General features: G+C 49.5%; 7 protein-coding genes. 3 read left to right on the forward strand and 4 right to left on the reverse strand.

Features of this window, described 5'->3' with window-relative positions:
• Positions 1–255: 255 nt before the first annotated feature.
• The 3 genes from ACKFKF_RS31955 to ACKFKF_RS31965 form a co-directional block, all read right to left on the reverse strand.
• On the reverse strand, positions 256–624 hold the full coding sequence (locus tag ACKFKF_RS31955; protein ID WP_446862586.1) for a hypothetical protein: 369 nt from the start codon (positions 622–624) through the stop codon (positions 256–258).
• 360 nt (positions 625–984) lie between these two features.
• A complete protein-coding gene (locus ACKFKF_RS31960) occupies positions 985–4,527 on the reverse strand; it encodes a WD40 domain-containing protein (protein ID WP_446871423.1) in 3,543 nt (1,180 codons plus the stop codon).
• Positions 4,528–4,823: 296 nt separating this feature from the next.
• Positions 4,824–6,341: a toll/interleukin-1 receptor domain-containing protein gene (locus tag ACKFKF_RS31965; protein ID WP_446871424.1), complete on the reverse strand. Its 1,518-nt coding sequence runs from the start codon at positions 6,339–6,341 to the stop codon at positions 4,824–4,826.
• A gap of 150 nt (positions 6,342–6,491) precedes the next feature.
• On the opposite strand from ACKFKF_RS31965, the gene ACKFKF_RS31970 reads away from it, so the two are divergent.
• Positions 6,492–7,508: an alpha/beta fold hydrolase gene (locus ACKFKF_RS31970; protein WP_446871425.1), complete on the forward strand. Its 1,017-nt coding sequence runs from the start codon at positions 6,492–6,494 to the stop codon at positions 7,506–7,508.
• A 186-nt stretch (positions 7,509–7,694) separates the two neighbouring features.
• Here ACKFKF_RS31970 and ACKFKF_RS31975 read toward each other — a convergent pair whose 3' ends face one another.
• Positions 7,695–10,793, reverse strand: coding sequence for a DUF4912 domain-containing protein (locus ACKFKF_RS31975; protein ID WP_446871427.1), 3,099 nt, complete (start codon positions 10,791–10,793; stop codon positions 7,695–7,697).
• 405 nt (positions 10,794–11,198) lie between these two features.
• On the opposite strand from ACKFKF_RS31975, the gene ACKFKF_RS31980 reads away from it, so the two are divergent.
• Positions 11,199–11,528 carry a glutathione S-transferase family protein gene (locus tag ACKFKF_RS31980; protein WP_446871428.1) on the forward strand — a complete coding sequence of 110 codons (330 nt, stop codon included), beginning with the start codon at positions 11,199–11,201 and terminating at the stop codon, positions 11,526–11,528.
• Between the two features lie 10 nt (positions 11,529–11,538).
• Positions 11,539–11,913, forward strand: coding sequence for a glutathione S-transferase family protein (locus ACKFKF_RS31985; protein WP_446871429.1), 375 nt, complete (start codon positions 11,539–11,541; stop codon positions 11,911–11,913).
• Positions 11,914–12,183 lie beyond the last annotated feature (270 nt).

Below are 12,183 nucleotides of genomic sequence, written 5' to 3' on the forward strand. Positions count from 1 at the left end.
ACCGAATTCACGTTAAGAGAAGGCTTTTAGTTTAGCGTGAATTCGACAGAGATTTTTCGCTTCGTGATTCAGCACTTTCGCCCCCCAACCCCCCAATCTGGGGGACTTCCGGCCGGGATTTTTTGCTCAAAGTCCCTCACTCGTGGGGGATTTAGGGGGCTGCCCAGAGCGATCACCTGGCGAAAGATTTCACCGAATTCACGTTGAGAGAAGGCTTTTGGTTTAGATTCAGGTTGTGTTGAAAGCGATCGCTCATTAAATTTGCGATCCACCGTCTTCCAATTTTTGGCGCTGTCGGGTCAGAATGCTCATCACTTCGCCAAACGAGGGGGCAGGTAACAAAGGACTCCAATCGGTGGCATTCGCGAATCGTCGAACGTGTAGGTTTTGAATCGTCTCCGTCACACCGTCTGAGGAACCGATAATTAGCACCCGCAGGATTTCAAACTCATCAGAGTGAGGAATGGCAGTATCAGGTAAAAGATCCTGTAACGGAACAAGAGACGAAACGCGAAACGGAATGAATCGGGGAATAGAATCGGGAAGAAATCGAAGTTGAATTGCTTCTAAAAATGCGTAGGCGAAATCGCACAGCCAAAAGCCAGCGTTCAAAAGACGTGCCATCGTAATTACTCCAAATTTAGGTCTCCGAAGAAACCCAAAAAACTAGCCGCCCCGACGGTCATAACAAGTCAGAGCGGCCAAGGGAGTGATAAAATTCTCCATTAGCCCTCCGGACTGCCTGTACAGTCTCGTGGGTTAGCTGCCCTCTGTTGCTGGTAACAACGTTGGGCGGCGACAGACTAGATTTTTTGGGCGACCAGACGACTTTCCCATAACGAAAAGATGTCCTTGATTTGAGAGAATATCTGGAATTTTGATTCTCGTCAAGTAGCTGTTTCAGCAATGTTCAAAAATAGTTTTTGCTGCGTTGTTGAGATCTGCTGCCCAAAAACGAAGCAAAAAAACTTCATCGAATTCACGTTAATAAAGCAAACTTTCGATCTCTTTGGGAGTGAAGGGATTTTTGCCCTTTTTGAGTGCGGCGATCCAGCGTTTGCGTTTGGGCCGATTTGAGGGGTTATTTGTCCAGGCAATGTAAGCCTCAAAGTCTGCGATCGCTCCCGTTCGGTCGCCCATCATGGCTCTAGCAACTCCACGGCTGTCACGGTGATATCCCACTTCGGCAGGGGGTGAGAAGGCGACGGCTTTTTCGCAGGCATCCATCACTTGGGCGGCTTGTCCATGAAGACTGCCATACCAGCAGAGATCGTCCCAAGAATCAACGGAGATTTTGAGCGTGGGGGCGAGTAATTTGGCGCGGTCGAAGTGAGCGATCGCTTGTTTGACTTCTCCCTGTTGCACCAATTCTTCCGCTTTTGTAATCAAAGAAACGGCTGCAACCTGTCTAGCTCTGAGTCTCGGATCGAAGTTTAGGTCAGCACCTAGCTTTTGAGCGGTTTGGAATTTAGCGATCGCTTCTTCAACTTTGTCAGCTTTCGCCAGGTCTTCCCCTTCTGAAATCAGGCGTTCTCCTTCGCCTCGATCGGCCAATCGTTGAGCCATTGTCTCAGCATTCAAATCGAGTTGAGGATTCCATTCTTTGGCTTGTTGAAACTGAGCGATCGCTGCTTTTACGTCTCCAGTTTTTGCAGATTCTTCTCCCCGTCTCACTAATGTTGCAGAAGCTTGAGCTAGAAGTGTAGAATTTTGACACGTCGTGATGTCTTTTAGCGTTTCAGGGTGATTGATCAGGTAATCTTTGAGCCAATCACAGCTACGAGTGACCAAACGATTAAAATCTGATGTTTCAGTATTCCAAAAGCTAATTTTATTGTCATTATTCACTGAGGCGAGAAGTTGACCATCTGGACTAAATGCAATGCTGCTAATGTCAGTGGTCTCATTTGCTTCGATCGTCTTCAGCTCCTGTCCTTCCAGGTTCCAAAATTTGATCGTTTTATCTTTGCTGGCAGACACCAGTGTTTTACCATCTGGACTAAATTTTAAATCCTGAATTCTAGCCGTGTGTCCTTTCAGCGTTTTAAGTTCTTGTCCATTCAGATTCCAAAATTTGATAGTGGAATCGTTTCCACCCGACACCAACCACTGACCATCGGGGCTAAAGCGCACTGCACCAATCCAATCACTGTGCCCTTTCCAAGACTTGAGAACTTGACCCTTGAGATTCCATAGCTGAATGGTGCCCCGTTCATCCGCCGAGGCGATCGTTCTCCCATCGGGGCTAAATTGAGCACTGTTGATAGAGGTGTTGTGTGCTCTAAAGATCTGGAATTTCTGACTTTGCAGGCTCCACAGCCGCAGCCCAGATTCTACATAGTCCCCAGTCACCACGCTTTGACCATCAGGGCTGAGGCTCAGTTCAGGAATGCCTGATGGCTGTCCTCTAAACGTTTTGAGGAGGCGACCATCAGATGTCCAAAGTTTCAGTGACGAGTCGGGATAGGTTGTGTAGCCATCGCTGCTGGTGAGCAGGGTTTTCCCATCTAGGCTGAACCGAAGTTGAGTCACAATCTTTTCGTGTGCAGCGAATGTTTTAATTTCTTGCCCTGAGCGTTTCAACAATTTCACCCGTCCGTTCTCTCCAGCGATCGCAATGACCTTTCCATCTGGGCTAAATTCAATTACTTTGATTCCACCAACGCTCTTTCCTGACAGCATTTTGAGTTGCTGATCTTGCAGATTCCAAACTCTGATCGTTCCTTCCCAACTAGCAGAAGTAATCGTTTTCTCGTCTGGGCTAAACTTGACGCTCATCGCCTGACTGTTCATTTCATTGATCGTCTTGAGTTTTTGCCCATCTACTGTCCAAATCTCGATCGTGCGTCCATAAGTCGTAATCGCAATCCGTTTGCTGTCGGGGCTAAACTGGACTCTTGCAATCCAATTACTATCGGTCGCCAAACTACCATCTCGCAGCGATTGCAACAAACGACCTTCTCGGCTCCAAAGCTTGACGGTTTTATCCAGGCTGGCAGTCGCGATTAGCGCTCCGCGCAACTCCGAAGGAACCGTCTTGCCATCAGGACTAAACCCAACGCTAGTCACATCGGCTTTGTGCCCCTTCAAGGTTTTGATTAACCGCCCTTGCATGTCCCAAAGTTTCACCGTTTTGTCAACGGCTGCGGCGATCGTTTTCCCATCGGGACTGAAAGCAAGATCGTTGGGGTAAACACTCCGAAGATTGAGCAGTTCTCGACCCTCTAAACTCCACAGCTTAATTGCACCCGTTGAAGTGCTAAAGATAAAAGTCTTCCCATCGGGGCTAAACCGAAACGCTCCAGCACCTCTCATTTCAAAAGACTTCAATTCTTTGCCGTCGATGCTCCAAAGTTTGATCGTGCCATCTTTACTGGCGGTGATCAGCTTTTTTCCATCGGAGCTAAAACTCAAACCCGTGATCTGGTCGGAATGTCCTTTAAGCGTCTGAAGTTTCTGACCATCAGTACTTTGTAGCTTCACTTCTCCTTGAGCATTGCCCATTGCCACCAGTTTTCCATCGGGGCTGAAATTGGCGATCGTCACCCCCGGTTTTCCCTCAATGCGGTTTTGTTCTTGGGCACCATAGATTGCTTGTTGTAAGGTCGATCGCACTTGATTTTGAGTCTCAGAATCCGCCCAGGTTGAGGACTGCACCAAACTAACCGCCTTTAATGCCGTCACCAACGCATCCAAATCTTGATTGGAGTGAAACAACGCATTCGAGGACGTGCTGAGGGCTTTTATCTCATTCACTCTGGCAATTTTGCGACTCGTTTCTGCGGTCTGGTATTGCCGAAATGCAAAGATTCCTAATCCTGTAGCAATCACCAAACCACTCATCACAGCAATCAACGCTGCATTGGTCGCCTGACGTAATTTTTTTTGTTTAGCAACTTCAGCTTTTTGTCGATCGATTTCTGCTTCCTGTTCAGCAATTTCAGCTTTGCGGCTGGCGTTAATGTATTCGCGTTGCAAATCTGTCGATCGTGGCTCCTTTTCAGCGTTCTGCGTCAACCATTGAATCGTTTCTTCTAACTCACTACCTTGAAGTAACAAATCTGGATTTTTGTTTTTGTTTTGCCATTCGATCGCATGAGTCAAAAGTCGAGTGTGTTGCCGAACATGATCCAGATCCGTGTCGATGGCTTTTAGCAACGATCGCAGTCCCGTTTCAAAATCATCTTGCGATCGCAAGAATAGCCAATTGTGCTTTCTCAGCGTCGGATAAACCCGCTCAATGTCAAAATCATCCCGCCAAACCACAGGCACCAATCGCTTGTGATGACGAACTGCATGAGCAATCTCTTTGCAACAGATTTGAGACGCGATCGAATCAGGACTGATCACAAACACAAACGTCTCAGCGGCTTCGATTCCAGCTTCAATTGCCTGCCACCAATCAGCCGTCAGAGGAATGTCTTGCCAATCGATCCAAACCTCACGATCTTGTTTGCTCAGTGCCGTATACAACGCCTGAACGAATGGTTTATCTTTACGAGAATAGGAGATGAAAACGTCAGCCATGCGCTTTTCTCCAATAGGCCAGTAGCATTTATTTCACCGTATCAGAAACGCTCTCCGGAATGCTGACTGATCACCACTCGAATTCAAAGTCCCCTAGAATTGGCAGATTGGGAGGCAGAAGGTCTAATCAACGCAGCGAAAAAACTGGCGTTGCTGAATCAGGGGATGAATTGCCCCAAAGCGGCGGGAAACCCAAGGTTCAAAGTCCCCCAAAATTGGGGGATTTAGGGGGCGAAAAGATGAACACTTCTCACAGATTCATCCCTCCAATCAGCAACGCCCAAATTGACAGCTTTCTAACACTGAGTTTTGCCGCTTTCCTCGATCGCCCCTTGAGAAAAAACTCGAACGATCGTATCGCCGCTCACCGTCCCTAAATACTCACCATTTTGGTTAAATGCCACTAATCTCACATCTTGTTCATGCTGAAGACAGGCAATTTGCTGACCCGTTTTGCTATCCCAAACACGCGCGATCGGATCATTACTCGCGGTCACAAGCTTCCGTGCATCTGGGCTAAATGCAACAGAACTGACGGCCCTTGACTGCGACAACCTGTACATCAGTGTGCCATCCAAAGACCAAACGCTGACCGTGCGATCGCGGCTTGCCGTTGCCAAATATTCACCGTTGGAACTGAAGGCGATCGCCGTTAACGTTTGAGAATGTGCCCGAAATTCTCTAATTGACTCGAACGCTTGAGGTGCGACTTTCCAAATCTCCAAACTGCCGTCAGCCCGCGCACAGGTCAAAAGCTGAGAGTCTGGACTAAATTTAATCTTCACCGTTTGGCGTTGTTTTTGGCTAAAAATCAGGTTGCCGCTTGTCACATGCCAGACGAGTAACGTCGTATCGGCACCGATCGCCGCTATATAGTTGCCATCAGGACTCAATTCGACAATTTTGGGGTCGAGTCCACTCAAGAGCGCAAGCGCATTGGCAGGCAGGGCATCCAGTCCCAGTTTTAAGGTCAAGACTCCCTGGGCAGCCTGCAAATTTTCTTGTCGCAGCAGCGCATTTTCTTGACTGGTTTCTCGATTGGCTTGAGAGGCAAGCTGACGAGCAAAGGCAATTTTGTTTTGCTCATAAGCAACTTGCCGCTGTTGAATCGCATACCCACGCTGCTGAAACGCATAAGCAGCCAGAGACAGCGAAAAAATCGAGAAAACCGCAACCCCGATCGTTTGATTTCTCTGTCGCCGAATTTCTAGCGTTTGTCGAGCATTTTCGACCTCCAAACTGGCCATCACATAGGCCCGTTGCAGACCAGTTGGGCGCGGCTCTTTGGCTTCAATGTCTGATAAACGTTGGACGATCGCCGTCAACTCACTGCCTCGTAAAAGTAAATCAGAATTGCGATTTTGCGTCTCCCATTCGATCGCTCTGACCAACATGCGAGTGTGTTGTTTGACGTATTCTAAATCGGTGTCGATCGCCGTCACCAACGACCGAAACGCTTGCTCAAAGTTATCTTCTGCTCTAAAAAATAACCAGTTGTGTTTCGCCAAAGCCGGATGAATCTGCTGAGTGTCAAACCCCTCACGATGCACGATCGGCACCAGTCGTTTATGACATTTGACGGCGTGATCAATCTCCTCTCGACAGACTTTTGAGGCGATCGAATCGGGACTGACCACAAACACAAACGTATCAGCGGCCTCAATTCCAGATTGGATTTCTTGCCACCAGTCAGCCGTCAGTGGAATGTCTTCCCAATCGACCCAAGTTTCGCGATTTTGCTGAACCAGCGCCGCATGAAGCGCTCTCACGAAGTCCTTATCTTTGCGCGAATATGAAATGAACACGTCAGCCATGCGAGTCTCCTATCGAAGAGAGAGGCTTCTAGTTGCAGCAGTTTTTCTAAATAAACGAGACACCTCTTCAAATAGTAATGGGGACTGTTGGCTTCTTGAGAAAATTTCTAGCAGTGAGCGATCGTCCTAACTTGATTTTCTCCAATCCCCATGTGCAAAGGCGAAAGAACAGCGTATCGTGGTTCAGGGGATCTTCCATTATTTGAGCGCTTTGAGGACGAAAAAACTGTGACGGGCAACAATCCTACAGATGCGGTCGTGGCTTCAAAAGGCGGAATCGGCGGCAGTGTCAAAGAGCATTACTGGAACTGGAAAGACAAGCCGATCGTGACCACGTATGAAGTCCTGGGAGAAGGAAAGCCCATCTTATTGTTACCGTCTCTGAGCAGCGTTTCGAGTCGATCGGAAATGCGCGGACTGGCCCAACGGCTGTCTCAAAAGTATCAGGTCGTTGCGCTCGATTGGGTGGGGTTTGGCGACTCTTCGCGGCTGGCGATCGCTCACACACCTGCACTTTACGAATCTTTTTTACGCAATTTCATTCAGACCATCTTCTCTGAACCTGTCGTCGTCGTGGCTGCTGGACATTCGGCCGCCTACGTGATGGAGATCGCCGCAAAAGCCTATCGCAGTTCGGCTCCTCCCTGGCGCTGGGTGGTGTTAGTGTCTCCAACTTGGCGCGGGCCGCTACCAACTGCAATGGGAGAACACCGCCGCTTTTATCGAATTTTGCAGCTTTTGATTAATTTGCCGATCGTCGGTCAACTTCTCTACTTTTTGAATACAACCCGTGGCTTCTTAAAGTTGATGTACGGTCGGCACGTTTTTGCAGAAAAGCAGAACATTACACCAGACTTAATTCGCCAAAAGTGGCAAACCACCAAACGCCGAAACGCCCGATTTGCCTCAGCAGCCTTTGTCACAGGTGCGTTAGATGCGGTCAAAAAAAGAGAAGCGTGGTTCAATTTATTTCAGCCGCTACCGATTCCCGTTCTGATGGTGATTGGTGAAAAAATGCCTCACAAATCTCGCGCCGAAGTAGAAGTGCTGGCTCACTTTTCGGGCGTGCAAGTTCATCGGATGCCCGGTTCTCTCGGTCTCCACGAAGAATACCCCGAAGAATTAGCCCAGGGAATTCTGCCATTTTTAGACAAGTACCTCTCCTAAACCAGCAAAGGCCAGAAGTAGTACTTTAAAGGCCAGAAGTAGTACTTTTTCCGACTCCTGCCCTTTAGAAAGTTTGTATCCCCAAAACTTAAGCAACTTTAAGCCGAACTCTTATCTTAAAGTCCTCCAGAATTGGCAGTTTGGGAGACAGAAGAACTAAACACCGAAGCGAAAAACCTCCGTCCACTAAAACCACTCATCCGTCGCCTCGTCCTTTGTGTTCGTATTCCGACGTGGCGTTTCGCGGGTGAAGTTCATGTGAATCGATCGGGTCTGTTCATCATCCGCAGCGACGGCCAAAATTGGGTAGTCGAGCCTGCCATCCTGGAAGGACATCTGAAAGCGGAAAGTGCCATCGGGGTTGAGTTTCACAGGTTGTCCAGCGATCGTCACTTTGGCATCCGGTTCCGTCGCCCCATAAACAATCAGTTCAGCATCAGCCACTAACCAAAATTTGCGAGGACGAATCGGCGGCATTGATGCCCCAAATCCGGCTCCCGACATGCCAATTCCCGACATGCCAATTCCCGACATCCCCATGCCAGGCAGATTTGGCAGCCCAACACCAGGAGCGATCCCCATTCCCACACCCGACGGGAAGATAAACGAGCTGATTGCCTGTTGAGGCACCTGTTGCATCGAGCCAAACAGCGAACCTGCAATCCGTTGAGCTTCGACCCCTTGAGCCATGCCAAAGATTTTCTCGTAAATAGGATTGGTTGGCATTGCCGCAGCACGAGTCCCCGGTGGCACCAACTCCAGAAACGTCTTGCCGCGCAGATCTTCTTCCCAGGCGATCGTCGAAAACTGATCTTCAAACCAGTCAGACGGGTAGATCGGCGGAATTCGCACCGGAAGCGATCGCGCCAACATCAACCAGCGACCGTCAGCCGTCAAATAGCCAATCTCAGCCAGATACTCTCGATCGCTCACTGGAATTGCAAGATACCAGTCTCGCGCCAACTCATCACAATCAAACTGCTGCAAGCTATGTGGCTTTTGATGATCAAGGTCAACATCGGTCACGTCATAAAGCCGCAAAACGAGATTTTGACCGCCCTGCTGTCGGAGTTGCATTCGGTGTTCGATCGGCACATCCCAATAGGCGTAAGCCCACTGAGGGTCGCGAGGTAACAGGACAATTCGGCTCTCTCCATAGCCATCGGGCAAGTCAGGCAGTCCTTCATCGACGGTGGCTAACGTTTCACTGGTGAGGTCAGTTTGTCCAACATCAAATTTGGCAGCTTCGACAGTCGCTTGAGAACGATCGGTTGGCAACGACCAGGCGGCCGCTCCTGCGGTAAGGGCGGCACCTCCGACGATCGCCGCCACTCCAGGCAACCCTGGCGCAACGCCCCCAACTCCTTCGGTCACTCCCAACGTCGAAGGCTCAACAATGGCGACCTCTGCCTCCGAAAGGTCTAATACCGTTGCGTCTTCGTCCACTGTCACGGTCGTTGATTCATTTACGGTTCCTTCAGAATCCGCGTCCACGATCGCTTCTAGCTCATCCAATTCTGTAATCGTGTCCAGGGTAACAAGGGGTTCCTCATTTAAATTTGCCGTCTCCAGCGTTGACGCTTCTAAGTCTGGTGAGGCAGAAGACGGATTTTGACCAGAGCGAGTTACCCAGGCGGCTCCCGTTACCAGGGCGGCTCCTCCTGCGATCGCTCCGACATCTGTCAGAGACAGTCCGGGATTTGGAGAAGACGCAGTTGTCGCTGACGATTCACCGTCTAAAAGCTCTGGAGCAACCAACTCCCCTTCTACAGGCGTAACGTCTATCGAGCTATCAATGCTTGAATCAGCGATCGCGGCAGGTTCCCCCTCAATTTCAGAGGTTGTCAGATCAGTTGAAGCGCGATCGTCTCCCACCATCCCCAACGCACCTGCTCCCAGCGCTGCACCCCCTAAAAGTTCGGGAGAAATACTGCCAGTCGCTCCAGAAGCGGGCTGAACTTCTGCAATTGCGGCTCTATCTGAATTGATCACCGATCCCGCTCTAGAAGCAGGGTCAACCGTTTCGCTAGGGGGGCTGGATTCACTAGGCAAAATGGGCGGGGTCACCTCTGAAGTCGGGGGAGCGATCGTCTCTGATTCTGAATCTCTCTTACCAAACAGCCACCACAGCAGCAGTCCAATCAACCCTAATGGCAACAGCCACCACAGCCACGGCGGAACTCCTCCCTCGTTGGTTGGACTAAGTGCCCCTACGGTGCCTCCGGTTGAAGGAGCCTGCGCCACCTCTAGGGAAGCCGTTGGGCTAGGAGCGGCAACCGTCGGAGAAACGACCGGACTGGGAGAAGCCGTTGCGTTAGGAGACACGGCTGGGCTGGCTACTGGACTAGCAGCAGCATTGAGTGAGCTGGCAACGCCTGCTGCGCCTAGACTTCCTGCGGCGATCGCGCCTGGATCTGCTTTTGCAGACTGAATGGCTTGCTGTCCATCGGATGCGGTTGCGTAGCCCAAAAATGCGGCAACTGCTGGACTGGGCGTTCCTTTGTAAACGTAAGCCAAAGGCTGTGAGAAGGGATACCGGGGATCATCAGGCAGCGTGTTGTGCATCAAAAGCGGTCGGATTCCTGGAGTGTCAAGCGCTTGACTGGCGATCGCATACCCAATTCCATCGGTTCCCAGTTTAGGAATTACTGTTCCCGTACTGTCTTCCGCAACAGGTTGGGCCGTCGTGCCTGTTTTAAATTCAGCACTTTTGAAAACAGGATAGTTACGAAAAGCCTGCCGAGTATCGCTAACTTCGGGACGATCAATCACCCGAATCGCACCCGGAGCGCCCCCAACTTCTGACCAATCTGTAATCTCGCCGCGAAAGATTTTAGCGTACTGATGAATCGTCAAACTCTTGTTAAACGGATTCTCTGTGCTGACGACGATCGCAATTTTTTCTCGCCCCACCGGAACGGACACTAACCCCTGCGCTTTCTCTTCTGCGGTCAGAGAGCGACCGATTCCCACCAAATCTACCTTTCCATCGGTCAGGGCTTTGAGAGCAGCAGGGGTGCCTGCATATCCGACATTTACGGCTGTTCCAGAAAATTGAGTTTCAAAGCGCTGCTTGAGAGCCTGGTTGACTGCGGCCATGCTGCTTGAGCCGTCAATTCTCACAGTCGTGCCTTTGGGAACTGTGGTTGGCAGCGAAAAGGTTGGAGAAGGACTCGCTGTCTGGGCTACAACAGGTGCGATCGTCGCTGCGATCGGAGGGGCAGTCGTGACCAGGGCAGCCAGTAGCGCCCACTTGAGAATTGAGGAATCTTTTTTTTGCAGCATTGGACTTAACGCAACTCACACAGGGTCAGGTTGAAACTTATTGTCACAAAAGACGAGCTAATTATATAGTCCTCGATTTTTCTCAAGGTTTAACCAGGCATCTTCTCAGATTAAAAATTTTGTTCTAAAAAGTGCGATCAACTCTGTAAGCACCCTACAAGAAGTCACCAAAAATTGAAACCAAAATCTCCAATGCGCTGGTTTGCTAACTTGAGAACACCGATCTTCCTTTTCTCTAGCGTTGCTGAATCAGGGCTGAATTAGGGGATGAATTGCCCCAAAGCGGCGGGAAACCCAAGGTTCAAAGTCCCCCAAAATTGGAAGATTTAGGAGGCAAAAAGATTAACACTTCTCACAGATTCATCCCTCCAATCAGCAGCGCCTTTTCTCTTGCCAAAACCTTGAATGCTGACCTTTTATTACAATCCGCTGTCGCCCAATGTTCGTCGAGTCTGGCTGGCGCTACTCGAAAAAGACATTCCATTTGAGCCAGTGTCAGTGCAGCTAAACGGCGATCAATTGCAGCCAAAATTTCTTACTGTCAATCCGTTTCATCACATTCCAGCGATCGTTGACGATGGTTTCACAGTTATTGAGTCTCTAGCGATTCTCGATTACCTGGAAGCAAAGTATCCAACGCCTTCACTTTTACCCCAAGACGCACAAGAATTGGCGATCGTTCGCATGACCCAAATGGTTACTGTCAATGAGCTTTTCCCAGAAGTGATTACTTAGTGATTACTTAGTGATTACTTTGATTTGCGAAAGTGAAGCGTCTCCTCAGTTTGAGCAAGCAACTCAACAGGTTAATCAAGTGCTGAGTTTTTTGGGTATGCTGCTGAGCGATCGTCCCCACTTTGGCAGTCATCAACTCACGCTTGCAGATATTGTTGCAGGAACGATCGTTCCCTTGCTTCCTCGACTAGGGATTTCGCTGGCTGCTTGTCCTCAAATAAAGTCCTGGCACCAGCGAATCGTGAATCGAGAATCGTGGCAAAAAACTCAATTAGATGATGCACAATTCACACGGTTTAGACGGAGAGTCAACGTTCTAGTGAGACTGCGGCGGCGATCGCTACTCAGTTCTTCAAAAAGAGAACCCCTCCTCCCCATCAAATAAGGCAGCGCCTCTTCAAGAACCGTATTCCACATCAGGACTTGTTAGAACGGGTTGCGATCGCCCTTCTATGACCAGTCAAAACTAAAAATATAAGCATTACTTATCACAAACATCAGAGAAGTCATACTATACATTTCTTAACAATCCCGTTATTGTAATGGCATACATTCCGTTCCACCAGGAACATTGCCCCGTAATTATTCACCATGACGACAACACTACAGAGACGCGAAAGCGCCAACCTGTGGGAGCAGTTCTGCTCCTGGGTCA

This window comes from Phormidesmis sp. 146-12, assembly GCF_052939495.1.

Coding starts and splice junctions, on each gene's coding strand:
- ACKFKF_RS31955 (WP_446862586.1), bottom strand. CDS start 624: ATGGCACGTCTTTTGAACGCTGGCTTTTGGCTGTGCGATTTCGCCTAC.
- ACKFKF_RS31960 (WP_446871423.1), bottom strand. CDS start 4,527: ATGGCTGACGTTTTCATCTCCTATTCTCGTAAAGATAAACCATTCGTT.
- ACKFKF_RS31965 (WP_446871424.1), bottom strand. CDS start 6,341: ATGGCTGACGTGTTCATTTCATATTCGCGCAAAGATAAGGACTTCGTG.
- ACKFKF_RS31970 (WP_446871425.1), top strand. CDS start 6,492: ATGTGCAAAGGCGAAAGAACAGCGTATCGTGGTTCAGGGGATCTTCCA.
- ACKFKF_RS31975 (WP_446871427.1), bottom strand. CDS start 10,793: ATGCTGCAAAAAAAAGATTCCTCAATTCTCAAGTGGGCGCTACTGGCT.
- ACKFKF_RS31980 (WP_446871428.1), top strand. CDS start 11,199: ATGCTGACCTTTTATTACAATCCGCTGTCGCCCAATGTTCGTCGAGTC.